This window comes from Roseateles saccharophilus (assembly GCF_031458095.1).
Taxonomy (GTDB): Bacteria; Pseudomonadota; Gammaproteobacteria; order Burkholderiales; family Burkholderiaceae_C; genus Pelomonas; species Pelomonas saccharophila_A.
The window spans coordinates 112,465-135,827 of sequence record NZ_JAVDXU010000001.1 but is presented as its reverse complement, the minus strand read 5'-3'; the positions used below and the strand labels follow the sequence as shown (position 1 = coordinate 135,827).

The window sequence follows — 23,363 nt, the reverse complement described above, 5'->3', positions numbered from 1 at the left end:
GGTGAATCCCCGGCGCCCACGAGCGAGCGTGAGGCCAAGGCTGCCCAGGCGAACGGCTGAAAGCGGCTAGGACAACCGCCTCACGCTCCCCGGTGGTGGCCCACCTCGGGTCAGCTCGTGACCCTGATCGCCAGTCGCGTGAACACCCAGTGTATGCCAGCGGCGGCGCCTAGCGCAGCAGAGCCACTTGCGCGGAGTCGCCGGTCGAGGGGGCAGAGGCCGCTTCGCGCACCGGGCGGACGGTGGTCGTCATCGTCGGCACGGTACGGCCCGCTGCGACAGCCTTCAGCATTTCATGCTCGGACAGCACGCGAGCGGCATAGCCCGTGTCCTCAGCCAGGTTGGCGGCGCCGACGTAATAGCGCAGGCCTTCCTCGAGGCCGCCGGCGCGCTGGATGCACTCCTTGAGCACCTGCACGCCGACGCGCAGATTGGTGACCGGGTCGAAGGCCGCCAGTGTGCCGCCGAAGGCCTCGTATTTGTCGTCATGAACGCGGGTCATGACCTGCATCAGGCCCTGGGCGCCCACGGAACTCTGCGCAAACGGATTGAAGCGCGACTCGATGGCCATGATGGCCAGGATCAGAGTCGGTTCGACCTTGGCGCGCTGGCCCACGGCCCAGGCTTCCTGCACGAGGCGGCTGATGGGCTCGGGGGCCACGCTGTAGCGGCGCGCCAGCCAGTGGGCGACAGCGGCCTGCTGGCGGCTCAGCTCGCGCGGATCAGTGGCGGTGGCGCGGGCGATGGCGTCCGGCTCGGCAGCCGCCATCAGGGTGTTGCCCTCGGCTTCGGCGCGGGCTTCCTGGCGGGCGCTGAGCCAGCCCAGGGTGGCGGATTCCAGCTTCTCGCGCAGGCCAGCCTGGCTCGTGAACACCAGCAGCACCGACACCACGGCCAGCCCGACGAGGGCCAGCGTGTTGTGGCTGACCACGAGCAGGCCGTTGCCGATGTCCTTCACGAACAGCGACGCCGAATCCCGCGTGTGGCGAGCCAGGCTGAACAGGTCTTGACGTGTCGTCATGCGACTCCTTGTGTCGCGGCCCGCCTCAGGCTGCCTCGGTGTGAGGCGGTCTGGGTGGGGCGACGGTGATAATTTCCCGGCCGATTGCTTTGGTCTGTGGCATCTCTGTGCCCGGAGGACCCGGCCGGTTGGGTTTCAGTAAAAACCCGAAGCGGCGAATTTTACGAGTCGAAGATAACCAGTCAAGGCTGTTTAGACTCTTCAAAACTACTTTTGGTTATGAAATATAGCGATCTGAGGGACTTCATCGCCGGCTTGGAAGGCCTCGGAGAGCTCAAGCGCGTGCGCGAAAAAGTCTCGCCGGTGCTGGAGATGACGGCCCTCAGCGACCGCGTCCTGCGGGCCGGCGGACCAGCCCTGCTGTTCGAGTCGCCCGAGGGCCACTCCACCCCCGCCTTGACCAATCTTTTCGGGACAACGCGTCGCGTCGCACTCGGCATGGGCGCTGAGTCTCTGGCCGATTTGCGGGATGTCGGGCGGGTGCTCGCCAGCCTCAAGGAGCCCGACCCGCCCAAGGGCCTGAAGGACGCGGGCAAGCTGTTGCAGATGGCCAAGGCGTTGTGGGACATGAAGCCCGCCGTGCAGCGCCGCGCGCCCTGCCAGGAAGAGGTGTTCGAGGGCAGCGAGATCGACCTTGGCCGCCTGCCCATCCAAAAGTGCTGGCCGGACGACGCAGCCCCCCTGATCACGTGGGGTCTGGTCATCACCCGGGGCCCGACGCGCACTCGCCAGAACCTCGGCATCTACCGCCAGCAGCTGATTTCGCCCCGCCAGGTCATCATGCGCTGGCTGGCGCACCGTGGTGGTGCGCTCGATTTCAGAGACTTCTCTCTAACCCATCCCGGCGAGCCGTTTCCCATTGCCGTGGCCTTGGGCGCCGACCCGGCCACTATCCTCGGCGCCGTCACGCCGGTGCCAGACAGCCTGTCGGAGTACCAGTTCGCCGGCCTGCTGCGCGGCTCGCGGACCGAGCTGGTCAACACCGGGGTCGGCGGCGAGCGGCCGCTGCAGGCGCCGGCCTCGGCCGAGATCGTGCTGGAAGGCCATATCCCCCCCGCAGCGCCCGGCTACACCGGGGCCAGCGAGCGCGGCGTGCCACTGAAGGAGAAGGGTGGCTATCTGCATGCGCTGGAGGGGCCATTCGGCGACCACACCGGCTATTACAACGAGCAGGACTGGTTCCCCGTCTTCGAGGTCACGCGGCTGACCCAGCGCAACAACCCGATCTACCACTCGACCTACACCGGCAAGCCGCCGGACGAGCCCGCCATCCTCGGCGTGGCCCTCAACGAGGTCTTCGTGCCCATCCTGCAGAAGCAGTTTCCGGAGATCGTCGACTTCTACCTGCCGCCTGAAGGCTGCAGCTACCGCATGGCCGTCGTGTCGATCAAGAAGGCCTACCCGGGCCATGCCAAGCGGCTGATGTTCGGCATCTGGAGCTTTCTGCGCCAGTTCATGTACACCAAGTTCATCGTCGTCGTGGACGACGACATCGACACGCGCAACTGGCAGGAAGTGATCTGGGCCATCACAACCCGCATGGACCCGGTGCGCGACACCACGCTGGTGGACAACACGCCCATCGACTATCTCGACTTCGCCTCGCCCGTCAGCGGGCTGGGCGGCAAGATGGGGCTGGACGCCACCAACAAATGGCCCGGTGAGACCAGCCGTGAATGGGGCCGCGGCATCACCCTGCCGCCCGAGGTCACAAAGCGTGCCGAGGCGCTATTCGGGCAACTCTTCTTGAAGCCCTGAAGGCACTCGCCTACTGTTGAGTTGCCTATTCAGGCGCAACCTCTGGCGCAATCCCTTGCGCGCCAGGAGCCCTTCGGCAAATCGCCGTGGAGCCCCAAGGTGGCATAGCCATCCACCCCGCCCGGCCTTCAAGCCCGGCGGGGTTTCTATTTCTAGCGTCCTGCCCACCAGGCCAGGGTTTCGTAGACGATATAGCGCACGCGCGCAAAGCCTTCGACGCTGGGGCACCAGTCGTCGAAGCTGCTCAACGCATCGTCGCGCAGGCCCACGGGTGCCGGCAGCAGCCGGATCCCCAGCGGCGCTGCCTCGGCTTCGAAGGCGCGCATGGCGCGGCGCATATGGGCCTCATGCGTGACCAGCACGACTTGCTTCACGCCCGCCCTCGCCAGCAAGGGCAGGGTATGGGCGGCGTTTTCCCGCGTATCGCGCGAACTGGCCTCGGCCCAGCGCAGCGGCAGGCCGTAGTCCTCGGCGGCCACGCGGGCAATGATCTCCGCCTCGGGCTGCTCCAGCTCGGTGGCCGTCCAGCCGATGCCACCCGAGAAAGCCAGCGGCCAGCCGCTGCGCCGTGCGGCCCAGACGCCATAGGCCAGGCGCTCGGCCGTCATGCGCGCGGGGGCCCCGGCGTCGAACTCCGGCGCATGGCGCTTCACGCCACCACCCAGCACCAGCACGGCACCATCGCTGCGGCCGCGCAGGGCGTCGATCTGGTGCGGCTTGAGGACTGCCGGCCGGCCCGCGGCCCGGCTCAGCAGCTCGCCACCGGCCTCGGTGGCCGACAGCCAGACCCCCATCAGACCCAGGCCGAGCAGCAGCCCACCCAGGCGTGGCCCCCGCCGCAGACGCCAGCCACCCCATGCTGCCAGCAGCAGCAGGGGAACAGGGGGGAGGGCGGCCGCGAGCAGCACCGTCTTGAAGCCTGAATAGTCGAGGGAGAAGCTCACGGCATCATCATCGCCGACATCAATAATGTGTCTGCCGTGACGACTGCTGCCCGCTCCCCCCTCCGCATCACCCTTTGGACTTTGGCCGCCCTTTCGGCCTTGGTCACGCTGCTGCTGCTCATCGTGACGCTGGCCCTGCCGGGCTGGGTCACCGGCCGCGGCGCGGCCCTGGCGACCGAGGCCCTGGGCCGGCCGGTCAGCATCGAGGAGGCCAGTTTCCAGCCCTGGCGCCTGGCCCTGGTCGTCGAAGGCCTGAGCATTGCCGGCGCTGAGCCGAAGCAGCCGCCCCTGTTCAAGCTGAAGAAGATGGACGCCGCCCTGTCGCTGCGCTCCCTGCTGCGCGGCCGGGCCGTCATCGAGTCCCTGGCCCTGACCCAGCCCGAGCTGCGTGTGGCCCGCGTGGCCGAGGGCCGCTACGACATCGACGACCTGATCCAGCGCTTCGCCGCCAAGCCGGGCGCGACGGACGAGCCCGATCCCGAATTCGCCGTCTACAACATCGAGCTGGCCGACGGTCGGGTGGTCTTCGACGACCGCCCCGTGCAACGCAAGCACGAACTGGCCGGCCTGCACCTGGCCCTGCCCTTCATGTCGACGCTGCCGGCCGACGTCAAGGTCAAGGTGCAGCCGCATCTGAGCGGCAAGCTCGACGGCGTCGCCTTCGACAGCCGCGGCGAGGCTTTGCCCTTCGACGAGGACGTCAGCGCGCGCCTGTCCTTCAAGTTCGCCGGTCTGGATCTCGAGACGCTGGCGGCCTATGTGCCCGCCAGCGCGCCGGTGCGAGTGGCTGGCGGCAAGCTCGATGTCGACCTGGCCCTGGACTTTGCCGAGCGTCCCAAGCAACCGCCGGGCGTGAAGCTCAGCGGCCTGGTCCAGTTGCATGAGCTGGCCTTGAACCAGCCCGATGGCCAGCCCCTGCTGGGCTTCAAGAAGCTCAGCCTGCCGCTGGCCGACGTGCAGCCACTGCGGCGCCAGCTTGGCTTTGGCGCCATCCTGCTGGAATCGCCCCATGCCTGGCTGCGCCCCTTGCCCAAGGCGTCGGCCGAAGCTTCCACGCCAGCGGCGACACCCTGGCAGTTCAGCCTGGCCGGGCTGGAGGTCAGGGAGGGCCGCTTCAACGTCAACAAGGACCTCGCCCTGGAGGCCGTCCAGCTCAAGCTCGGCGCTACGGCCTGGCCCCTGAAGGCGCCCGCCCGGCTCGATGTCAGCCTGCGCCTGGACCAGGCCACGCTGACGGCCAAGGCCCAGCTGGCACCCGAACTGCTGCAGGCCGATGCCGAATTGACGGGCCTCGCCCTCGAGCGCGTGGCCGACTGGCTGCCGCTGCCGGGTGGCGCCAGGCTGACGGCCGGCGTGTCCACCAAGGCCGGGCTCAGCATCAAGAACCCGCTGGCCGAAGGCGCTGCCGATCGTCTGCAGCTCAGCCTTGCGGAGCTGCGCGTCAATGACGCCAGGCTCGGCCTGCCCGGTGCGCCCAAGCTTGTGACCCTGGCCTCGGCCCAGCTCGACAAGGCCGGTATCGAACCCGCTGCCCACACCATCACCCTGGGCACGCTGACGCTGGACGCCCCGCGCGCCCAGCTGGCCCGCGAAGCCGGTGGCCGCCTCAATATCGCCGGGCTGATGCCGCCCGACAGCGCCGCCTCTGCCGCCGGCCCGGTCTGGAAGCTGCAGTTGGCTGCGCTGAACGTCGAACGCGGCGCGCTGCGCTGGCAGGACGCCGCCGTGCCGGCGGGTGTGCCGCCGGTGGCCCTGGCTGTCGAGCCGCTGCGCCTGCAATTGGCTGCACTGAGCTGGCCGACCACCGCGCCGGTGCAGGCCCAGGTCACCGCCCAGCTCGCTGCCCTGGGCGCGAATGACCAGCCCATGGCCGCCAGCGCGGGCAGCCTGCAGTGGAACGGCAAGTTCGGCTTGGCGCCGCTGTCGGCCACCGGCACGGTGCAGGCCAAGGCCCTGCCATTGCATCTGCTCAACGCCTATCTCGACCCCGCCTGGGGCCTGCAGCTGCAGCGCGCCGAGCTAGGGCTCAAGGCCGAAGTCACGGCCCAGCAAGCCGGCAATGCTTGGACGGCCAGCGTTGGTGGCGATGTGCGCGTCGGGCCGCTGGCCCTGCTGCAGACGCGTGTCGTCGATGGCCAGCGCGTCGTCGGCGAAGACCTGCTGAGCTGGCAGGCCCTGCAGCTGGACGGCCTCAAGCTCGCCCTGGCGCCCGGCGCGCCGCCCAAGCTGGCTGTGAAGGACGCGCTGCTGGACGACGTGTACGCGCGATTGATCGTCAGCGACCAGGGTCGTTTCAATCTGCGCGACATCGGCCCCGCCGAAGCGGCGGCTGCGCCGGCTTCCCCTGCGTCGGCGCCGCCTGCCGAGTTCGCCGCCGAACGCATCCGCGTCAACCGCGGCATCGTCGACTTCAACGACCGCTTCGTGAAACCCAACTACAGCGCCCGCCTGACCGAGCTGCAGGGGTCCCTGGGCGCCTTCTCGTCGACGAGTACCGCAATGGCGCCGCTGACGCTGAAGGGCAAGGTCGCCGGCACCGGCCTGCTGGAGATCGACGGCCAGCTCAAGCCTGGCGCGCCGCTGGCCATGGACATCGCGGCCAACGCGACCGACATCGAACTGGTGCCGCTGTCGCCCTATGCCGCCAAATACGCCGGCTACGCCATCGAGCGCGGCAAGCTGTCCACCAAGCTGCGCTACAAGGTCGAACCCGGCGGCCAGCTCGTGGCCAGCAACCAGATCATCCTGAACCAGCTGACCTTTGGCGAGCGCGTCGACAGCCCCGACGCAACCTCGCTGCCGGTGCGCTTTGCCGTCGCTCTGTTGAAGGACGGCAATGGCGTCATCGACATCAACCTGCCGGTCAGCGGCTCGCTGAACGATCCCGATTTCAGCGTCGGCGGTCTGGTCTGGCGGCTCTTCCTGAACCTCATCGGCAAGGCCTTGACCTCGCCCTTTGCCCTCTTCAGCGGCAGCGACGCCCCCGAGGAGGCCCAGATCGCCTTTGCGCCCGGCGGCACCGAGCTGGGCGATGTGGCCAAGCTCGACCGCATCGCCAAGCTGCTCATCGACAAGCCTGGCGTGCAGCTGACGCTGACGGGCTGGGCCGGCATCGCCGCCGAGGGCCAGGCCCTGCGCGAGCAACGCCTGGCCAGTGCGCTGAAGGCAGAGAACGCGGCCTCACCCGATGCGGCCCTCAAGCGCCTGTACGACGCCACCAAGCTGCCCAACAAACCCAAGAACCTGATCGGCCTGGCCAAGGATCTGCCGCCGGCGCAGATGCGCGGCCTGTTGATGGGCAGCTATGCCATCGACGACGAGGCGCTGCGCCAGCTCGCCGTGGCCCGCGCTACCGCCGTGCGCGACGCCCTGCTGGCCCGCGGCGCGCCCAACGCCCGCGTCTTCCTCGCCGCCCCCAAGCTCTGCGACCAGGGTTGCGACGAGACCTGGCGCCCCCATGTTGAACTTTCCCTTGCCGCGCAATGAGCCCACCCCCTACTCGCTTCGCGAGCCCCCTCAAGGGGGCGCCGCTGGTGGCCTGGCAAAGCCAGATCCACGGCGGCCGCTGGGTAAGGCACTCGTCCGCGTCTCGTCCGGCCGTAAAACGAATGATGGAGTTAAGCGATGACCCAGCCCAATCTTGAACGCATCACCCTTGGGGGCGGCTGCTTCTGGTGCCTGGAGGCCGTCTACGAGCGCGTGCGCGGCGTCCACCACGTCGAGAACGGCTACAGCAACGGCCAGGGCGCCAAGCCCACCTATGAGGCCGTCTGCGGCGGCAACACCGGTTTCGCCGAGGTGGTGCGCATCGATTTCGACCCGGCCGAGGTCTCGCTGCGCGAGCTGCTCGAAGTCTTCTTCACCATCCACGACCCGACGACGCTGAACCGCCAGGGCGCCGATGTCGGCACCCAATACCGCTCCGGCATCTACTGGCATACCGAGGCGCAGAGGCAGCTGGCGGCTGAAGTGCTGAAGGAGGTCAACGACCACCACGCCGGCCGCGCCGTGACCGAGTTGCTGCCCGAGACCAACTACCACCCGGCCGAGGCCTACCACCAGCACTACTACGCCCGCAATCCGGACCAGGGCTATTGCGCCTTCGTCGTCGCCGGCAAGGTGGAGAAGTTCCTGGCCAGCTTCAAGCGCCTGGTCAAGTGATGCTGGCCTGGGGCGGCCTGCGTCATCGCTATGCCGGCGGCGCTGAGATCGCCTATGCCGATTTCGCGCTCGCCCCGGGGCGGCATCTGCTGCTGCGTGGGGCCTCGGGTTCGGGAAAGTCGACCTTGCTGGCCCTGCTGGCCGGCCTGCTGCGCGTGCAGCAGGGTGAGCTGATCGTCGCCGGCGCGGAGTTGCAGGGCATGAGCCCGCGTGAGCTGGATGCCTGGCGCGGTGCGACGTTGGGCGTCGTGCCGCAGCGCCTGCATTTGAGCGAAGCGCTGACGGTGGCGGAGAACCTCGCGCTGCCGGCGCTGGCGGCAGGGCAGGGTGTCGACCGCGAACGTGCGGCCGAGTTGCTCGGAGCGCTGGGCCTCACCGAATTTGCCGGACGCCGACCCCACCAGCTCAGCGTCGGCCAGGCCCAGCGTGTGGCCCTTGCTCGGGCGCTGATGCGCCGCCCCGGCCTGCTGTTGGCCGATGAGCCCACCGCCAGCCTGGACGACGAGCACGCGCTGCACATGCTGGCCCTGCTGCTGACCACGGCCGAGCGCGAGGATTGCACGCTGATCATCGCCAGCCACGACAGCCGCGTCATCGACGCGCTGGGTGAGCGGGATGACGTGGCCGAGCTGGTGCTGCCCGGGCAGGCCGGCGACGCGTCGTCGGACCCGACGACCTTCTGGTCCAGTGGGGTGACGCGATGATTCGCCTGGCCTGGCGCTATCTCTGGTCCAGCCCGCTGACCACGGCGCTGAATCTGCTGTTGCTGACCCTGGGCCTTGCCGCCATGACCTTTGTGCTGCGCGCCAGCGCCCAGGTCGAGGCCGGGCTCAGGCGCGACCTCGCCAGCATCGACCTCGTCGTCGGCGCCAAGGGCAGCCCCATGCAGATCATGCTGGCCGGCGTCTTCCACCTCGATGCGCCGACCGGCAATATCCCGCTGGCGACGCTGGAGCTGCTGAAGCAGCAACCCCTGGTGGCCCAGGCCGTGCCGCTTTCCCTGGGGGACTCCTTCCGCGGCTACCGCATCGCCGGCACGACGCCGGACTATCTCGACCTCTATGGCGGCAAGCTGGGGCAGGGTGCCTTGTGGGTCAAGCCCATGCAGGCCGTGCTCGGCGCCGAGGTCGCACGCGTCAGCGGGCTCAAGCTCGGCGACCGCTTTGCGGGCAGGCATGGCCTGGCCGAGGGCGGTGGTGCGCATGGCGACCACCAGTTCGAGGTCGTCGGCGTGCTGGCCGAATCGGGCAGTGTGCTGGACCGCCTGGTGCTGACTGACCTGGCCTCGGTCTGGGAGGTGCACGAGGAACACCATGCCGGCGAGGCCGGCGACGACGACAAGCGTGAGATCACGCTGGCCCTGGTGCGCTACCGCAGCCCGCTGGCGGCCGTCATGCTGCCGCGCTGGGTCAATGCCCAGGACGGCCTGCAGTCGGCCGCGCCGGCCCTGGAGACGGCGCGGCTGATGCGGCTGGTGGGTGCCGGCACCGAGGTGCTGCGCGGCTTTGGCATCGTGCTGCTGGTGGCGGCCGGGCTGTCGGTCTGGGTGGCGCTGCTGCATGCGGTGCGGGCCCGCCAGGGCGATCTGGCCATGCTGCGCATGCTGGGTGCACCGGCGCGGCGCGTGGCCACGCTGATCGCCCTGGAGGCCCTGCTGCTGGCGGCTCTGGCTGCCGCGCTGGGCCTGGCCGCCGGCCATGGCTTGGTCGCCGTCCTGGAGCGCCTGCTGGCCGAGCGCCAATCCTTGCGCCTGGGGCCCCTGGGCTGGAGCGATGCGGAGTGGCTGGTGCCCGCTCTGGCCGGCGGCCTGGCCCTCGTGGCCGCCGCCTGGCCGGCCTGGCGGGCCTACCGGCTGGATGTCACAACCCTGCTGCAAGCTCCGCGCTGAGCAAGGACGACAATCCCACCATCATGAAGTTCAAGCCCCTTCTCGTTCTCTGCCTGGCCGCCGCGGCCGTGTTCGCCCAGACCGCGCCCTCCATCGGCCAGGGCCCAGGCTTCCACGACCCGCGCAGCCCCTTCAAGCCGCTGGAAGAACGCGCCGACATCCTGTCCTGGAAGCTGCTGTCCCAGGTCACGGCCAAGGCCGAGAAGAAAAAGATCGTGCCGACCTTCCCGGCCGCCGTGCAGGCCCTGGACCGCAAGACGGTCAAGGTGCAGGGCTTCATGATGCCGCTGGAAGCCGGCGACAAGCAGCAACACTTCCTGCTGTCCTCGGTGCCGACCACCTGCTCCTTCTGCGTGCCGGCCGGCCCGGAAGGCCTGGTGGAAGTGCGCACGAAGAAGCCGGTGCGCTACACGCTGGAGCCGGTCGTCGTCGAAGGCCAGTTGGCCGTGCTGATGGACGATCCCTACGGCCTCTACTACCGCGTCGAAGACGGCAACGCCGTCAACTAGGGCGCGAGCCGCTCCCTGATCCAGCGGTCGGCGTCACGCGTGAACACCAGCCGGTCGTGCAGGCGCGAACGGCGCCCCTGCCAGAACTCATAGCGGTCCGGCACCAGGCGGTAGCCGCCCCAATGCGGCGGACGGTCGGGGTTGAGCCCATGCTGGACGGCCGCCTTGGCCGCATTGGCCACCAGCACGGCGCGCGAGGAGATGACGCGGCTCTGCGGCGAGGCCCAGGCACCGAGGCGCGAATCCAGCGGCCGGCTCTTGAAATACTCGTCCGACTCCTGGCTGGAGGTCTTTTCGACGCGGCCCTCGATGCGCACCACGCGCTCCATCTCCACCCAGTGGAATTGCAGGGCCGCAAAAGGATTGCCTGCTAACTCCTCACCTTTGCGGCTTTCGTAATTGGTGAACCAGACCATGCCGCGGGCATCGCAGCCCTTCAGCAGCACGACGCGCGTCGAGGGCCGCTGGTCGGCGCCGACGGTCGCCACCGTCATGGCCGTGGGCTCGGACACATCGTGGGCAATGGCCTCGTCCATCCAGCGATTGAAGAGGGCGAGCGGCCCATCGGCGGCCTGCGCCTCGTCCAGCTCCCCTAGTTCGTAGCTCTTTCGGAATTCACTCAGCTTGCTCATGGGGCCGAAGTATGCAGACCTTCCCTTAAGTGAACCTCCCAGTTTCAAGAGCAAGGTCACTCGGCATGCTTGTGGCACCGCAGCAAAGGGCTTCATGCCCGTTGCGGCAGCAGTTTTCCAAGGACGACCAACGAATGATGAAACGACGCCCCGCCGTCGTCGTGCTGGCCGCAGGACGCGGCTCACGCTTTCGCGGCTCGGGCCACAAGCTTGAGCAGCACCTGGGCAGCGCGCCCGGCGGAGACACCATGCTGGCGCGCACCCTGCGCCACGCGATTGCCACCCAGCTGCCCGTCGTCGTCGTGACGACACCCGCCCTGGCGCCGGCCGTGCACAAGCTGATCGCCGCACGCGACGTCGTGACCCTGCCCGAGCGCGATGCCCTGGGCCGGCCCCAGCCCATAGGCATGGGCCATTCCATCGTGGCCGGCGTCAGCGCGACCGGCGACGCCGATGGCTGGCTCATCCTGCCGGCCGACATGCCGTTCGTGCAGCCCAACACCATCATGGCCGTGGCCGAAGGCCTGGAGCGCTATCCCGTCTGCTACGCGCAGTACCGCGGCATCCAGGGCCATCCGGTGGGCTTTGGCACCGAGCTTTATTCCGAGCTGATGGCCCTGCAGGGCGACGAGGGCGCGCGGCGCATCGTGGCGCGCTATGCGGCACAGCCCATCGCCGTCGACGACCCCGGCGTGCACATCGACGTCGATACCGCCGAAGACCTGGCGCGGCTCAAAAACTAGTCAAAGCGGCGCGCACAGCCCGTGCTGCGCGGCCAGGTGGGCCTGGCGCTCCAATTCCATGTCCCGGATCCCGTGCTCGCGCAAACCCTGTACGGTGCGCAGCAGATAGTCCAGCGTCGTGCCGTAGCGGCCGCTGGCGTGCTGGAAGATGTGCAGCAACTCGGGCTCGTGCAGCGGTCCGGTCCAGTTGGGGCTCTGGCGCGACAGCGTGAAGGCCAGGGCCCGCAGCCGGCCCGAAGCCGTGTCGCAATTCAGCCAGCGCGGCTCATAGACGCCATTGGGCATCTCGCGGGCCCACAAGCGCAGCAGCACCTCCTCGCCGATGGCACGCGGGATGCGATAGACCAGGCCGCGGCAGCTGCCTCCCGAGATCAGGGCCAGTACCAGGCCCGGCTGCTGCGGCGAGCCGCGGTTCACGCGCGAACGCATGCGCAGCACGCGGTGAAAGCCCAGCACCTTGGCCTGCAAGGCCTCGGCATACTCGAATTCGGGGCGCCAGATCAGCGAGCCATAGGCAAACAGCAGCAGATCGTCGCCGCTGGCCCGCCATTCGGCGGCCGTTCTCTGCAGCAGATGGGCGCTGCGTGCCGGCCCGTGAGGAATGTTGATTGCCTGTGAAGCCATCACCCTCCATCGTACCCAGCCCGTAACCCGCTCGGCCCGGGAGCGAAGTAATATGGTTACCTAATTTCCAAAGGGCCAGTTACGAGAGCCACAGGAGACCCGCATGCACGCCACACTCGATCAAGTTACAGAACGCATCCGCGAACGCAGTGCCAAGCTGCGGGGCGACTACCTCGCCCGCATCGCCAAGCTCAGCGGCCGCCAGCGCGGCTTCGAGCGCATGGGTTGCGCCAATGTCGCCCACGCCGTTGCGGCCCTGCCAGCCAACGACAAGCTGCGCATCGTCGCCGAGAAGGCGCCCCATCTGGGCGTTGTCACGGCCTACAACGACATGCTGTCGGCCCACCAGCCCTATGAGGGCTACCCGGAGCAGATCCGCGCCGAGGCCCATCGCCTGGGCGCCACCGTGCAGGTCGCCGGCGGCGTGCCGGCCATGTGCGATGGCGTGACCCAGGGCCTGCCCGGCATGGAGTTGAGCCTGTTCTCGCGCGACACCATTGCCATGGGCACCGCCATCGCGCTGACCCATGACGTCTTCGATGCTGCCCTGCTGCTGGGCATCTGCGACAAGATCGTGCCGGGCCTGCTGATCGGCGCCCTGCATTTCGGCCATCTGCCCTGCGTCTTCGTGCCGGCGGGCCCGATGAGCTCGGGCATCTCCAACAGCGACAAGGCCAAGGTCCGCGAGCTCTATGCCCAGGGCAAGGTCGGCCGCGACGAGTTGCTGAAGAGCGAGTCCGCCGCCTATCACGGCGCCGGCACCTGCACCTTCTACGGCACGGCCAACAGCAACCAGATGCTGCTGGAGGCCATGGGCCTGCACACGCCGGGCAGCGCCTTCGTGCATCCGCACGACGACCTGCGCACGGCGCTGACGCGCGAGGCCGTCGCCACGGCGCTCAACATCAGCGGCCGCATCGAAGGCAAGGCCGCCAAGCCCATCGGCCACCTCGTCGACGAGCGCTGCATCGTCAACGCCATGGTGGCCCTGCTGGCCACCGGCGGCTCGACCAACCACCTCATCCACTGGGTCGCCGTGGCGCGCTCGGCCGGCATCCTGATCAACTGGACGGACTTCTCCGACCTGTCCGCCGTCGTGCCGCTGCTGGCCCGCGTCTACCCCAACGGCAGCGCCGACGTGAACCAGTTCCAGGCCGCCGGCGGCCCGGGCTTCGTCATCCGCGAGCTGATGGGCGCCGGCCTGATGCATGAGGACGTCCTCAGCGTCGCCGGCGACAGCCTGCGCCCCTATGGCTTTGTGCCGCGCGCGGTGGGTCAGGGCGGGGAAGTCATCCGCGAAGCCCTGCCGGCCGCCAGCGGCGACGACGGCGTGGTGCGCACGGCCGCCGCGCCTTTCAGCGCCACCGGCGGCCTCAAGCTGCTGGATGGCAACCTGGGCCGCGCCGTCATCAAGTCCTCGGCCGTGCCTGAGGACCGCCACACCATCGAGGCCCCCTGCCGCATCTTCACGACGCAGGAAGCCATGCTGACCGCGTTCAAGAACGGCGAGCTGGAGAAGGATGTCGTCGTCGTCGTGCGCTTCCAGGGGCCGCATGCCAACGGCATGCCCGAGCTGCACAAGCTGACGCCGCCGCTGGCCGTGCTGCAGGGCAAGGGCTTCCGCGTCGCCCTGGTCACCGACGGCCGCATGAGCGGTGCATCCGGCAAGGTGCCGGCCGCCATCCACGTCAGCCCCGAGGCCCTGGCCGGCGGCCCGCTGGCCAAGCTGCGCGATGGCGACGTGGTGCGCGTCTGCGCCGTCAACGGCGTATTGGCGGCACTGGTCGATGAGGCCGATTGGGCGGCGCGCGAGGCCGTGACCCTCGACCCCGCCGAAGCCGACGTCAATGGCCACGGCCTGGGCCGCGAGCTCTTTGCCGGCTTGCGCCGCAATGTCCTGAGCGCCGAGGAAGGCGCCATCACCTGGCTGTGAGAATTCAGAGATGCTTGAAACCCTGAGCCTGGCCAGCCACGGCCCCGTCATCCCCGTCATCGTCATCCAGCGCCTGGAAGACGCCGTGCCGCTGGCCGAGGCCCTGGTGGCCGGTGGCGTCAAGGTGCTCGAGGTGACGCTGCGCACTCCCGTCGCCCTGCAGGCCATGGAAGCCATGGCCAAGGTGCCCGGCGCCATCGTCGGTGCCGGCACGCTGCGCACGCCGCAGGATGTGCTGAACGCCAGGAACGCCGGCTGCCAGTTCGGCGTCAGCCCCGGCTACACCGATGCGTTGGCCGCCGCCTGCAAGGCCGAGGGCCTGCCGCTGCTGCCGGGCGTGTCGACAGCCTCTGAAGTCATGCAGGCCAACTCGGCCGGCTTCGGCTTCCTGAAGCTGTTCCCCGCCACCGCCGTGGGCGGCGTGAACCTGCTGAAGGCCCTGAGCGGCCCCTTCCCGGACGTGGCCTTCTGCCCCACCGGCGGCATCTCCCTGCAGACCGCGCCGGACTTCCTGAAGCTGCCCAATGTCAAGGTCTGCGGCGGCTCCTGGCTGACGCCTCAGGACGCGGTCGACGCCAAGGACTGGGCCCGCATCACCAAGCTGGCCGCCGAGGCCGCCGCCCTGCGCGCATGACGGCGGCTGTCGTCACGCAGGTCTGGTCCAGCGCGACGCACAGCTTCTCCAAGTTTGCGAGGGATCAGCTGCGCCTCATCGAAGGGCAGGGCGTCGAAGGCGATGCCCATTGCGGCGTGACGGTCAAGCACCGCTCGCGCGTGGCGGTGGACCCGACCCAGCCCAATCTGCGCCAGGTGCATCTGATCCAGGGCGAGCTCTTCGACGAGCTCGCCGCCCAGGGCTTTGGCGTGCAACCGGGTGGGATGGGCGAGAACCTCACGACGCGCGGCATCGACCTGCTGGCCCTGCCGCGTGACACCGAGCTGCACATCGGCGCCGACGTCGTGCTGCGCGTGACCGGCCTGCGCAATCCCTGCCCGCAGATCGAGAACTTCGAGGCCGGCCTGCTGAAAGCCGTCGTCGGCCACGATGCCGATGGTGGGGTCGTGCGCAAGGCGGGCGTCATGAGCATCGTGCTGGCCGGCGGCGTCGTGAAGCCGGGCGACGCCATCACCGTGCGGCTGCCGCCACTGCCGCACCTCAGGCTGGAACGCGTCTAGGCCGACGGCGGATCGAACAGCAGGCAGGTCGTCGTCGCATGCGCGTAGAGCTTGCCGTCATGGCCGACGAGCTCGGCCTCGGCCGTCGTCACCTGGCGGCCGCGGTGCACCACATGGCCGATGGCGCGTACCAGCGGCACCTTGTCACTCAGGCCGCGCACGAGATTGACCTTGAACTCCAGCGTCGTGTAGCCGCGGCCCATGGGCAGCGTCGTGTGCACCGAGCAGCCCAGGGCCGAGTCCAGCAGGGTCGCGAACCAGCCGCCATGCACGCTGCCCAGCGGGTTGTAGTGCTTGAACTGCGGCCGGCCCTGGAAGATGGCCCGGCCGTCCTCGACCGCGATCAGCAGGAAGTCCAGCGTCTCGCTGATGGGCGGTCGCGGCGCCAGGCCGTCGATCATGGCCTGCATCTGCTGCAGCCCCGTCTTGCCGGCCAGCATCTCGCGCGAGGCCAGACCGGTCTGCAGTTGCTGGCGGGCACGCAGCGCGGCCTCGTCGGCCTGCCATTGGCTGAGGATGTCGTCGGGAGAGGAAGAAGTCATGTCAGCGGCTTCGAGCGATGAAGCCGCCGATTCTGCGCAAAGCCGAAGCCTTGCGCTGTCGCCCGGGTTCAGGCCGCCAGGCGCTGCATAGGCACGGCGGCGCGGTGCAGCAGTTCGGAGCTGCGCAGCTTGTCCAGCACCGGGCCCTGCCAGGGCAGCAGATAGACCAGGGTGGCCAGCGTGGCGCGCCGGCGCGACGACAACAGCGGGCGGCCGCGGTCATCCAGCAGCAACACATTGGAGCGCACATTGAGGGGGTCGGCCTGGGCGACGGCGCCATCCCCCATGCTGACCCAGTCCCACTCCACCCAGGCGCAGCTGTCGGCATAGCAGCGTTCCCAGCGCGTGGAGCCGCCGAGGCGGCCCTCGCCGCCGCGCGAGCGGTGCACATGGGTCTGGGCGTGCCTGACGTCCTGGGCAGCGCTGGAGAGGGCGGCAACGGGCCAGCAGACGCTGCCTTCGGGCAGTTGGATCAAGGTCGGCATAACAGCACCTCGCGGTCGTGTGATTCGAACGGGAGCGCAGTCTCTGGTCAGCGCCGGGGCGGAACAAGCTGGCAGACTTGGCAGGTATGGGCAAGCCCGAAATGAATTACCAGCAGTTGATCGACGTCGGTCTGAGCGAAGACTTCGAGGTCTTCGAGCGCCGCCTCGTCGAGACGGCGAATGCCTTGGGGTTCTCCATGATTACCGGCGCGCTGATCCGTGGCCGCCTGCAGGACGCCGATGTGCAGATCACCTCCCTGGGCAACACGCCCGATGCCTATCTGCAGGCCGCCCGGGACCTGGGCGACGCCAGGCGCGACCCGGTCATGACGCGGCTGATGACGGACTCCATCCCCGTCGTCTATGACCAGGGGACCTATGTCGACGCGGGCGTCGGCGAGCTGTGGGAAACCCAGGCCCCCTATGGTTACAAGACCGGCATCGCCGTGAAGCTGCATCTGCCCGGCGACAAGCATTTCCTGCTCGGCGTGGACCGCGAAGAAGCCCTGCCTGCCTCAGGGGCGCAACTGATGCCAATGGTGGCAGGCCTGCAACTTCTGGCGGCCCATGCGCTGACCGCAGCCGACCGGCTGCTCAGCCCCAAGCTCAACAAGGGTGACATGCCCAAGCTCACCAAGCGTGAGCTGGATGTGCTGAGCTGGACGGCCCAGGGCAAGACGGCCTGGGAGGTCAGCGTCATCCTGGGCATGAGCGAGAAGACCGTGAACTTCCATCTGGGCAACGCGATGCGCAAGCTGGAGGTCAATTCCAAGCACCAGGCGGTGCTCAAGTGCGTGGCGGCGGGCATCCTCTGACGTCGCACAACCTAGCAGACTTGCTAGGTTTCTAGGGGGGTGAAAACGGAGACAGTCCGGGCAAGCGAACTTCAGCCCCGTCTCCCAGGAGCTCCCCATGTCCATCATTGATCTGCTGCTAGAAATTTTCGGACTACCGCGCACCGGCGGCTGATCGACTCACGCCATGCCTGCGGCGACAGAAATCCTGGGTGACCAGTTCCAGACAACGAACTCCGCTCCCCGCTCCTTCTGAAGCCGCCGCGTCCAACACCCCCCTCGATGCCCTCCAGCAGTCACGGCACCGTGTCCATCTCCGCAGAAACCTACGCCCGGCTTTTGAGCCTCGCCGATCAGGCGCCCCTCGACTGCCTGCCGCTGACGTCTCGCACCCTGGCCTATGCCAAGACGCTGGGCTACAACCAGATCGGCCAGATCCGCAGCACGCCCAACAACCGCCTCTTCGCCGATCTGGGCGAGGACCGCGCCGAGGAACTGCAACGCGCCCTCTACGACTTCGGCATGCGCCCGACCCAGGCCGGCGAGCTGAGCGACTGACGCGCAAACAACCTTCAACTCCTTGGAGCCCACTGCCTCGGCAGGCCGGGCTCTTTTTTTGTTCGCCGGTGCCGTGCGAGCATGTGGCCTGTATGCAAGACCGCGACATCCCTCTGGACGCCTGGCCGCGCCGCGCCGCCCTCGAACATTTCCGCCGCATGGCCCAGCCGGCCTTCAGCATCACGGCCCCAGTCGACGTGACCGGCCTGCGCGAGCGCGCTGCCGCCCATGGAGCGACGCCCTGGCTGGCCTATCACCATGCCGCCCTGGAGGCGGCCAATGGCATAGACGCCATGCGCCAGACCCTGAAGGCCGACGGCAGCGGCGTGCGCGAGTTCGCCGTCATCCATGCCAGCACGACGGTGCTGCGCGACGACGCCAGCTTCGGCTTCCTCACGCTGCCTCGCGATGCTTCGCTGGCGGCTTTTGCGGCGCGCGCCAGGCCCAACCTCGAGCGCGTGCGCCAGGCCAGCGGCGATCTGTTCGCCGCCGACGAGCCCGGCGATGTGCGCGAGGAGACCCTGGTGCACATGACGGCCTTGCCCTGGATTGCCTTCACCGCCTTCACGCATGCGCGCGGCCAGGGGGACGACCGGCCCAAGGTGGCCTTTGGCCGCTTCAAGGAGGAGGGCGGCCGGCTGCTGATGCCGGTGGCCGTCGACGTGCACCATGCGCTGTGCGATGGCGTGCATGTCGGCCGCTTCTTCGAACAGCTGCAGGCGCAGCTGGACGCGATCTAGCGGTAGGCGGCCACGTCGACCTCGCCCTTTTCGCTGTCCAGCATATGGCGCCAGGCATCGGGCTGGCTGCCGTCGAGGTCGGTGAAGCCGTAGACGCGGGCGAGCTGGCCACTGGACAGCGACTGGCCGCTCCAGCGCGCCACCTCGGGGTCGCTGGCCAGCGCGACAACAGCGCGTCCGACAAAGGCCGGGCTCTCGGCGATCGCGAAGCCGGGCACGCGGGCGATGGCCTCGCGCCAGTTGTCCTCGCGCACGCCAAAGGCCTCCAGCATGGCCTCGGAACGCAGCCAGCCCGGTGTCAAGGACAGGCCTGTCGCGCCGCGCGACTTCAGTTCATGACCGAGTGCGAAACCCATGCGCAGCACGGCGGCCTTGCTGAGGTCGTAGAAGAAGGAGTTGCGGTAGCGCGTGCCGTTGTATGCCTCGGTGCCGTCATTGATCTCGATCACCAGGCCGCCCGGCGTCTTCAGCAGCAGCGGGATGGCGAAATGGCTGGTGATGGCATGCGTGTCTATGGCCAGGCGCAGGCTGTGCAGGCCGAACTCCAGGTCCGACTCCCAGACCGTCTTGCCCCATTCGATGCGGGTGGCGCCGAAGATGTCGTTGACGAGGATGTGCAGGGCGCCTTGCTCACGTTCGATGCGGGCGACGAGCTCGCGCACTTCATCGGGCACCAGATGGTCGACGCGCACCGCGATGCCCTGGCCGCCCGCGGCGCTGACGAGGGCCGCGGTCTCCTCGATGGTCTCGGGCCGGTCCATTTCTGAACGCCTCTCCTGCGTGCTGCGCCCGGTGCAATAGACCGTCGCGCCCGCTTCACCCAGGGCCACCGCGATGCCGCGGCCCGCGCCGCGCGTCGCGCCGGCCACCAGGGCCACTTTTCCGGCCAAGGTCTTGTCCATGGAAGTCTCCTTTCAGTGGCTGCGCCGCAGGCAGAAGGTGTCCGCCATGCGGGCCATGCCGGCATGTTCATAGAAGCCGACCGCCGCCGGCACCGATTGCAGGGCCAGCGTCACGCGCGGCCCCAGGTGATCGCGCAAGCCGTCCAGCAGCGCACGGCCGGCGCCCAGGCCCTGGGCCGAAGCGCTCACGGCCAGATCGGACAGATAGGCGCACCAGCTGAAGTCGGTGATGCAGCGCGCCACGCCGACGAGCTGCCCGCTGGCATCGCGCGCCGTCAGCACCACGTCGGCGGCGTCCAGCATGCGCTGCAGGCGCTCGAGATCGTCCACGGGCCGGATGCTGCCCAGGCCGGAGTCCATCAGCACGCGGCGGAATTCGCGCACATCGAGGCCGGGCTCGTGGGTGCAGGTCAGGGGAGGGCGGCCGAGATGCATGTCAATAACCGGTGTAAAGTACTTAGACGGTGACAACTCTAGGCGCGAAAAAGTGACCGGTCAAGTCGATTTAGACAGTTATCGGGATGCGGGTGTCCTGGTTTCTGTGGACCTCGTCAACGAGCTGGTCGTCGCCCAGGCTGAAGCGGCGCAGCCCGACCGCGCGCTGGTCGCGACGCTCAAGCGCATCTTCGCCATCGACCCGCCGTCGGTCGCCGGCGTCAAGGCCGCCCATGTCCCGGAACTGACGCAGCTCGCCCAGCGCCTGCACGCCGTCTTCGCCGGGCTGGCCCGCGGCGATGTCGACGCGGCTGCGCGCGGTCTCAACGAACTGCTGGCCCGGCACCCGGCCCAGCCGCATCTGGCCAAGGAGGACGGCGTCTGGCGCCTGCACCACCACCCCGCGGACGCCCCCTTGGTGCCGATGTGGACGGCCATCTGCGCCGAGGGCCTGGCCCGTGTCGTCGGCCTGCCCAGCGCCCAGCGCCTGGGCACGTGCGAAAGGCCGGGTTGTGGCCGTGTCTTCGTCGACGTGTCCAAGAACGCCAGCCGGCGCTTCTGCTCCCAGGCCTGCCAGAACCGTGTCAAGGCGGCGTCTTTCCGCGCCCGCCAGGCGGCCGGCAAGGCCACATGATTGTCGAAATCGGGCCGCCTCCTTCGTCGTCCTGAACATCCGCCACTTTTCAAGGATCCGACATGGCAAGCACCCCCGAGAAGGTCAAGGGCCCCGCCTCCTACTTCCCCTCCATCGAGAAGACCTATGGCCAGCCCATCGCCCACTGGGAGAAGCTCATCAAGCAGGCCGGGCCGCTCAAGCATATGGAGCTGGTGAACCTGCTGAAGACCGAGCACGCCATGGGTCATGGCCACGCCAACGCGCTGGTGGCCTGGGTGCTGGCCCAGCGCAACTAGGGGCGACCTCTCCAGGTTTCTGGGGATGAAGGGACAGCGGCGCGGATGCAAGACTGCCTCTTTCGACAAGAGGCTTGCTGCATGAACCCGCCGCGTCAACTGGTGCTGCTGTGCGACGGCACCAACAACAACCTCAGCGGCCGCCACGCCGACACGCATGTGGTGCTGCTGGCCGAGCTGCTGCGCCTCTTCCCCGACCCGCGGCGTCTCGTCTATTACGACCCCGGTGTCGGCAACCCGGGCCAGCTGCCCGGCACGACCTTTGCCGACAAGATTGGCCGCGCGCGTGACCGCCTCACCGGCCTGGCCTTTGGCCGCGGGCTGTATGACAACGTCGCCGAGGGCTATCGCTTCCTGATGGCCAACTGGCAGCCGGGCGATCAGATCTTCATCTTCGGCTTCTCACGCGGCGCCTTCACGGCGCGCTCAATCGCCGGCATGGTGAATGCGTTCGGCATCATCGACAGCCATCAGGACACCCTGGTGGCCAGCCTCGTCGCCACCTATTTCTCCAACCCGTCACCGGCCCACGCCGCCATCCGCGAGCAGGCGGCGCGCCTGTTCGGCCAGTCTGGTGCGGGCCAGCCCTGGCCCGTGGTGCATTTCGTCGGCGTCTGGGACACGGTGGCCAGCGTCGGCCTGCCACCCTTTGGCCTGAAGATCACGGCCCGGCCAACGCTGGATGGCAAGCATTTCCGCCATGTGCGCCAGGCCATGGCCCTGGACGAGCAACGCGCCCAGTTCCTGCCCCGCGCCTATGCCCAGAACAATGGCGGCTACGAGATGGCCGGCCACCAGCCCGGCGACATCAAGCAGTTCTGGTTCCGCGGCTCGCATTGCGACGTCGGCGGCGGCAATGTCTACCCCTATAGCGAGCTGTCCCGCGCTCCCTTCGCCTGGATGGTGAGCGAGGCGGTGCAATGCGGCCTCAGCCTGCCGGCCAGCGCGGCGCACGCCACGCCTGCCAGCGAGGCGCACGCCACGCCTGCCAGCGAGGCCGAGGTGTTCGAACTGATGCCCGTGCTCGACCCGCATCCGCCCCAGCGCCATGCGGCCCGCATCAACAGCGAGACCCGCGCCACGCCGCTGTGGGCGCTGACCGGGCTCAAGGTGCGCGACACGGCGCACGCCGAAGTGGACGAGGGCGCCTGCACCCTGGTCAGGATGGAGGCGCATGCATCGGTGCTGCAATGGGCGCATGCCTTCCCGGCCCGCACAGCCTGGGGCGAGCGCGCCAGTGCCGCCTCATGGGGCAAGCTGCTGCTTGGGCTGCTGTTGCTCGTCGCGTTGATGGCCTTGATGGGCTGGTCGCACCTGAGTTCCGAGGGCTGGCTGCCGCCGCTCGGCCAACTCGGCGCCGTCTTCGACGCCAACACCGACTTCCAACGTTGGCAGCTCAGCCTGGCCGCCACGGCCGATTGGTCATCGCAGGCGCGCGGATTCGCCAGGCCGGGCAGGGCGTTGCTGCTCGACTTCCTGCTGATAGCCACCTGGTCCTGGCTGCTGGCCCCCTGGTTCTGCCGTGGCTTCGCTCGCCATGCGGGGCTGATCCAGGTCGGCATGACCCCGCCCGTCTGGTTGAACCGCGCTGGTTGGGCCTTGGCGGTCGCCGTGGGTGCCGATCTGGCGGAAGACCTGCTGACTTTCGTGGCCCTGGCCGTCGCGGGCGGCGGCCAGGATCCACTGCCGCCCTGGCCGCTTGCCGCTGCCGTGCGCACTGCATTGTTCGCGGCAAGCGCGCTCAAATGGGCCGCGCTCGCCGGCGCGGCCGTGCTGATCCTGTCATCGCTGGGGCGTCGCCACCATCAGGTTGCGACACCCAGGCCGGCAACGACCTAGCCGTCGATCGTCACGATGACCGGCGCGTGGTCGCTGGGCCGCTCGTTCTTGCGCGGCAGCTTGTCGATCTCGCAGGCCGTCACGCGGGGCTTCAGCGCTTCACTGACGAGGATGTGGTCGATGCGCAGGCCCTGGTTCTTGCGGAAGGCCAGGTTGCGGTAGTCCCACCAGCTCCAGCTCTTGGGCGGCTGCTCGAAGAGGCGGAAGGCGTCGGTCAGGCCCAGGCCGATCAACTGCTGGAAATGCTCGCGCTCTTGCGGCGTGCAGTGGATCTGGCCCGCCCAGGCGATGGGATCGTAGACATCGCGGTCCTCGGGGGCGATGTTGAAGTCGCCCATCAGCACCAGGTTCTCGTGGGCCTTCATCTCCTCGGTCAGCCAGTTGCGCAGACCGGTCAGCCAGTTCATCTTGTAAACGAACTTCTCGCTGTCGGGCGCCTGGCCGTTGGGGAAATAGCCGCCGATGACGCGCACGCCGCCCACGGTGCCGGCGATGACGCGGGCCTGCTCGTCGGCGAAGCCGGTGATGTTCTTGACGACGTCGGTCGCCGTCTCCCGGCTGATCAGGGCCACGCCGTTGTAGGTCTTCTGGCCGAACCACTGCACCTGGTAGCCCGCCTCGCCGATTTCCATCGTCGGGAACTTGTCGTCGGTGAGCTTGGTCTCCTGCAGCACCAGCGCATCGACGGGGTGGGCGGCCAGCCAGTCCAGCACCTGGGGCAGGCGGATGGACAGGGAGTTGACGTTCCAGGTGGCGAACTTCTTCAT

The 23,363-nt window shown here is 68.6% G+C and carries 25 protein-coding genes and 1 riboswitch; of the genes, 16 read left to right on the top strand and 9 right to left on the bottom strand.

The features are described 5' to 3' along the window. Positions 1-35: 35 nt before the first annotated feature. Positions 36-148, bottom strand: a riboswitch (ZMP/ZTP riboswitch). A gap of 21 nt (positions 149-169) precedes the next feature. After that, the gene (locus J2X20_RS00485) at positions 170-1,021 is read right to left on the bottom strand and encodes a lytic transglycosylase domain-containing protein (protein ID WP_310259249.1); all 852 of its coding nucleotides are present in this window, start codon (positions 1,019-1,021) and stop codon (positions 170-172) included. Between the two features lie 219 nt (positions 1,022-1,240). Here J2X20_RS00485 and ubiD point away from each other — a divergent pair, with 219 nt between their 5' ends. After that, positions 1,241-2,779, top strand: a complete 1,539-nt coding sequence (gene ubiD / locus J2X20_RS00480) for a 4-hydroxy-3-polyprenylbenzoate decarboxylase (RefSeq protein ID WP_310259247.1) — start codon at positions 1,241-1,243, stop codon at positions 2,777-2,779. 152 nt (positions 2,780-2,931) lie between these two features. On the opposite strand, the gene J2X20_RS00475 is transcribed toward ubiD, so the two are convergent. Beyond that, complete coding sequence (locus J2X20_RS00475) at positions 2,932-3,723, bottom strand: YdcF family protein (RefSeq protein WP_310259245.1); 792 nt, start codon at positions 3,721-3,723, stop codon at positions 2,932-2,934. A 27-nt stretch (positions 3,724-3,750) separates the two neighbouring features. Here J2X20_RS00475 and J2X20_RS00470 point away from each other — a divergent pair, with 27 nt between their 5' ends. From J2X20_RS00470 to J2X20_RS00450, 5 genes are all read left to right on the top strand, one after another. Then, on the top strand, positions 3,751-7,209 hold the full coding sequence (locus tag J2X20_RS00470) for a DUF748 domain-containing protein (RefSeq protein ID WP_310259243.1): 3,459 nt from the start codon (positions 3,751-3,753) through the stop codon (positions 7,207-7,209). 138 nt (positions 7,210-7,347) lie between these two features. Further along, complete coding sequence (gene msrA, locus J2X20_RS00465) at positions 7,348-7,884, top strand: peptide-methionine (S)-S-oxide reductase MsrA (RefSeq protein ID WP_310259242.1); 537 nt, start codon at positions 7,348-7,350, stop codon at positions 7,882-7,884. After that, complete coding sequence (locus tag J2X20_RS00460; protein ID WP_310259239.1) at positions 7,884-8,588, top strand: ABC transporter ATP-binding protein; 705 nt, start codon at positions 7,884-7,886, stop codon at positions 8,586-8,588. Before msrA ends, J2X20_RS00460 begins: the two co-directional genes overlap by 1 nt. After that, positions 8,585-9,772, top strand: coding sequence for an FtsX-like permease family protein (locus tag J2X20_RS00455; RefSeq protein ID WP_310259236.1), 1,188 nt, complete (start codon positions 8,585-8,587; stop codon positions 9,770-9,772). The genes J2X20_RS00460 and J2X20_RS00455 overlap by 4 nt, the downstream gene beginning before the upstream one ends. Before the next feature lie 23 nt (positions 9,773-9,795). After that, on the top strand, positions 9,796-10,281 hold the full coding sequence (locus J2X20_RS00450; RefSeq protein WP_310259233.1) for a DUF3299 domain-containing protein: 486 nt from the start codon (positions 9,796-9,798) through the stop codon (positions 10,279-10,281). Here the strand turns inward: J2X20_RS00450 and pdxH are convergent. Beyond that, positions 10,278-10,913, bottom strand: a complete 636-nt coding sequence (pdxH, locus tag J2X20_RS00445; protein WP_310259230.1) for a pyridoxamine 5'-phosphate oxidase — start codon at positions 10,911-10,913, stop codon at positions 10,278-10,280. The genes J2X20_RS00450 and pdxH overlap by 4 nt on opposite strands. A gap of 134 nt (positions 10,914-11,047) precedes the next feature. Here pdxH and J2X20_RS00440 point away from each other — a divergent pair, with 134 nt between their 5' ends. Next, positions 11,048-11,656: a nucleotidyltransferase family protein gene (locus tag J2X20_RS00440; RefSeq protein WP_310259228.1), complete on the top strand. Its 609-nt coding sequence runs from the start codon at positions 11,048-11,050 to the stop codon at positions 11,654-11,656. Here J2X20_RS00440 and J2X20_RS00435 read toward each other — a convergent pair whose 3' ends face one another. Next, positions 11,657-12,280, bottom strand: coding sequence for a gamma-glutamylcyclotransferase (locus tag J2X20_RS00435; protein ID WP_310259225.1), 624 nt, complete (start codon positions 12,278-12,280; stop codon positions 11,657-11,659). Between the two features lie 103 nt (positions 12,281-12,383). Here J2X20_RS00435 and edd point away from each other — a divergent pair, with 103 nt between their 5' ends. From edd to J2X20_RS00420, 3 genes are read left to right on the top strand one after another with little or no spacing between them, the layout of a single operon-like run. After that, positions 12,384-14,213 (top strand): phosphogluconate dehydratase, encoded by a 1,830-nt coding sequence (gene edd, locus J2X20_RS00430; protein WP_310259222.1) that lies wholly within the window; start codon positions 12,384-12,386, stop codon positions 14,211-14,213. 10 nt (positions 14,214-14,223) lie between these two features. Next, positions 14,224-14,847, top strand: coding sequence for a bifunctional 4-hydroxy-2-oxoglutarate aldolase/2-dehydro-3-deoxy-phosphogluconate aldolase (gene eda / locus J2X20_RS00425; RefSeq protein ID WP_310259217.1), 624 nt, complete (start codon positions 14,224-14,226; stop codon positions 14,845-14,847). Further along, the gene (locus J2X20_RS00420; RefSeq protein ID WP_310259213.1) at positions 14,844-15,389 is read left to right on the top strand and encodes an MOSC domain-containing protein; all 546 of its coding nucleotides are present in this window, start codon (positions 14,844-14,846) and stop codon (positions 15,387-15,389) included. The genes eda and J2X20_RS00420 overlap by 4 nt, the downstream gene beginning before the upstream one ends. On the opposite strand, the gene J2X20_RS00415 is transcribed toward J2X20_RS00420, so the two are convergent. Beyond that, the gene (locus J2X20_RS00415; protein ID WP_310259210.1) at positions 15,386-15,931 is read right to left on the bottom strand and encodes a PaaI family thioesterase; all 546 of its coding nucleotides are present in this window, start codon (positions 15,929-15,931) and stop codon (positions 15,386-15,388) included. The genes J2X20_RS00420 and J2X20_RS00415 overlap by 4 nt on opposite strands. Positions 15,932-15,999: 68 nt before the next feature. Continuing rightward, the gene (locus J2X20_RS00410; protein ID WP_310259207.1) at positions 16,000-16,416 is read right to left on the bottom strand and encodes a hypothetical protein; all 417 of its coding nucleotides are present in this window, start codon (positions 16,414-16,416) and stop codon (positions 16,000-16,002) included. Between the two features lie 86 nt (positions 16,417-16,502). Here J2X20_RS00410 and J2X20_RS00405 point away from each other — a divergent pair, with 86 nt between their 5' ends. From J2X20_RS00405 to J2X20_RS00395, 3 genes are all read left to right on the top strand, one after another. Next, complete coding sequence (locus J2X20_RS00405; protein WP_310259203.1) at positions 16,503-17,231, top strand: helix-turn-helix transcriptional regulator; 729 nt, start codon at positions 16,503-16,505, stop codon at positions 17,229-17,231. A gap of 261 nt (positions 17,232-17,492) precedes the next feature. Next, the gene (locus J2X20_RS00400; RefSeq protein ID WP_310259199.1) at positions 17,493-17,768 is read left to right on the top strand and encodes a hypothetical protein; all 276 of its coding nucleotides are present in this window, start codon (positions 17,493-17,495) and stop codon (positions 17,766-17,768) included. A 92-nt stretch (positions 17,769-17,860) separates the two neighbouring features. Next, positions 17,861-18,508, top strand: coding sequence for a CatA-like O-acetyltransferase (locus J2X20_RS00395; protein ID WP_310259196.1), 648 nt, complete (start codon positions 17,861-17,863; stop codon positions 18,506-18,508). Here J2X20_RS00395 and J2X20_RS00390 read toward each other — a convergent pair. Together J2X20_RS00390 and J2X20_RS00385 are read right to left on the bottom strand one after the other, a co-directional pair. After that, on the bottom strand, positions 18,505-19,410 hold the full coding sequence (locus J2X20_RS00390) for an SDR family oxidoreductase (protein ID WP_310259194.1): 906 nt from the start codon (positions 19,408-19,410) through the stop codon (positions 18,505-18,507). The two genes, J2X20_RS00395 and J2X20_RS00390, sit on opposite strands and share 4 nt — an antisense overlap. Before the next feature lie 12 nt (positions 19,411-19,422). Beyond that, the gene (locus J2X20_RS00385) at positions 19,423-19,845 is read right to left on the bottom strand and encodes a GNAT family N-acetyltransferase (protein WP_310259193.1); all 423 of its coding nucleotides are present in this window, start codon (positions 19,843-19,845) and stop codon (positions 19,423-19,425) included. Positions 19,846-19,951: 106 nt separating this feature from the next. Between J2X20_RS00385 and J2X20_RS00380 the strand changes: the two genes are divergently transcribed. From J2X20_RS00380 to J2X20_RS00370, 3 genes are all read left to right on the top strand, one after another. Next, positions 19,952-20,479 (top strand): CGNR zinc finger domain-containing protein, encoded by a 528-nt coding sequence (locus tag J2X20_RS00380; RefSeq protein ID WP_310259191.1) that lies wholly within the window; start codon positions 19,952-19,954, stop codon positions 20,477-20,479. A gap of 62 nt (positions 20,480-20,541) precedes the next feature. Continuing rightward, a complete protein-coding gene (locus J2X20_RS00375; protein ID WP_310259189.1) occupies positions 20,542-20,757 on the top strand; it encodes a DUF4287 domain-containing protein in 216 nt (71 codons plus the stop codon). A gap of 81 nt (positions 20,758-20,838) precedes the next feature. Then, the gene (locus J2X20_RS00370; protein WP_310259187.1) at positions 20,839-22,596 is read left to right on the top strand and encodes a phospholipase effector Tle1 domain-containing protein; all 1,758 of its coding nucleotides are present in this window, start codon (positions 20,839-20,841) and stop codon (positions 22,594-22,596) included. On the opposite strand, the gene xth is transcribed toward J2X20_RS00370, so the two are convergent. Continuing rightward, positions 22,593-23,363, bottom strand: coding sequence for an exodeoxyribonuclease III (gene xth, locus J2X20_RS00365; protein WP_310259185.1), 771 nt, complete (start codon positions 23,361-23,363; stop codon positions 22,593-22,595). The two genes, J2X20_RS00370 and xth, sit on opposite strands and share 4 nt — an antisense overlap.

What these genes read in the sequence shown, in the direction of transcription:
- J2X20_RS00405 (WP_310259203.1), top strand. Translation starts at nt 16,503, where the DNA reads ATGGGCAAGCCCGAAATGAATTACCAGCAGTTGATCGACGTCGGTCTG.
- J2X20_RS00385 (WP_310259193.1), bottom strand. Translation starts at nt 19,845, where the DNA reads ATGCATCTCGGCCGCCCTCCCCTGACCTGCACCCACGAGCCCGGCCTC.
- msrA (WP_310259242.1), top strand. Translation starts at nt 7,348, where the DNA reads ATGACCCAGCCCAATCTTGAACGCATCACCCTTGGGGGCGGCTGCTTC.
- J2X20_RS00450 (WP_310259233.1), top strand. Translation starts at nt 9,796, where the DNA reads ATGAAGTTCAAGCCCCTTCTCGTTCTCTGCCTGGCCGCCGCGGCCGTG.
- edd (WP_310259222.1), top strand. Translation starts at nt 12,384, where the DNA reads ATGCACGCCACACTCGATCAAGTTACAGAACGCATCCGCGAACGCAGT.
- J2X20_RS00390 (WP_310259194.1), bottom strand. Translation starts at nt 19,410, where the DNA reads ATGGACAAGACCTTGGCCGGAAAAGTGGCCCTGGTGGCCGGCGCGACG.
- xth (WP_310259185.1), bottom strand. Translation starts at nt 23,363, where the DNA reads ATGAAGAAGTTCGCCACCTGGAACGTCAACTCCCTGTCCATCCGCCTG.
- J2X20_RS00410 (WP_310259207.1), bottom strand. Translation starts at nt 16,416, where the DNA reads ATGCCGACCTTGATCCAACTGCCCGAAGGCAGCGTCTGCTGGCCCGTT.
- J2X20_RS00485 (WP_310259249.1), bottom strand. Translation starts at nt 1,021, where the DNA reads ATGACGACACGTCAAGACCTGTTCAGCCTGGCTCGCCACACGCGGGAT.
- J2X20_RS00460 (WP_310259239.1), top strand. Translation starts at nt 7,884, where the DNA reads ATGCTGGCCTGGGGCGGCCTGCGTCATCGCTATGCCGGCGGCGCTGAG.
- J2X20_RS00455 (WP_310259236.1), top strand. Translation starts at nt 8,585, where the DNA reads ATGATTCGCCTGGCCTGGCGCTATCTCTGGTCCAGCCCGCTGACCACG.
- J2X20_RS00435 (WP_310259225.1), bottom strand. Translation starts at nt 12,280, where the DNA reads ATGGCTTCACAGGCAATCAACATTCCTCACGGGCCGGCACGCAGCGCC.
- J2X20_RS00375 (WP_310259189.1), top strand. Translation starts at nt 20,542, where the DNA reads ATGGCAAGCACCCCCGAGAAGGTCAAGGGCCCCGCCTCCTACTTCCCC.
- ubiD (WP_310259247.1), top strand. Translation starts at nt 1,241, where the DNA reads ATGAAATATAGCGATCTGAGGGACTTCATCGCCGGCTTGGAAGGCCTC.
- J2X20_RS00440 (WP_310259228.1), top strand. Translation starts at nt 11,048, where the DNA reads ATGATGAAACGACGCCCCGCCGTCGTCGTGCTGGCCGCAGGACGCGGC.
- J2X20_RS00415 (WP_310259210.1), bottom strand. Translation starts at nt 15,931, where the DNA reads ATGACTTCTTCCTCTCCCGACGACATCCTCAGCCAATGGCAGGCCGAC.
- pdxH (WP_310259230.1), bottom strand. Translation starts at nt 10,913, where the DNA reads ATGAGCAAGCTGAGTGAATTCCGAAAGAGCTACGAACTAGGGGAGCTG.
- J2X20_RS00400 (WP_310259199.1), top strand. Translation starts at nt 17,493, where the DNA reads ATGCCCTCCAGCAGTCACGGCACCGTGTCCATCTCCGCAGAAACCTAC.
- J2X20_RS00395 (WP_310259196.1), top strand. Translation starts at nt 17,861, where the DNA reads ATGCAAGACCGCGACATCCCTCTGGACGCCTGGCCGCGCCGCGCCGCC.
- J2X20_RS00420 (WP_310259213.1), top strand. Translation starts at nt 14,844, where the DNA reads ATGACGGCGGCTGTCGTCACGCAGGTCTGGTCCAGCGCGACGCACAGC.
- eda (WP_310259217.1), top strand. Translation starts at nt 14,224, where the DNA reads ATGCTTGAAACCCTGAGCCTGGCCAGCCACGGCCCCGTCATCCCCGTC.
- J2X20_RS00370 (WP_310259187.1), top strand. Translation starts at nt 20,839, where the DNA reads ATGAACCCGCCGCGTCAACTGGTGCTGCTGTGCGACGGCACCAACAAC.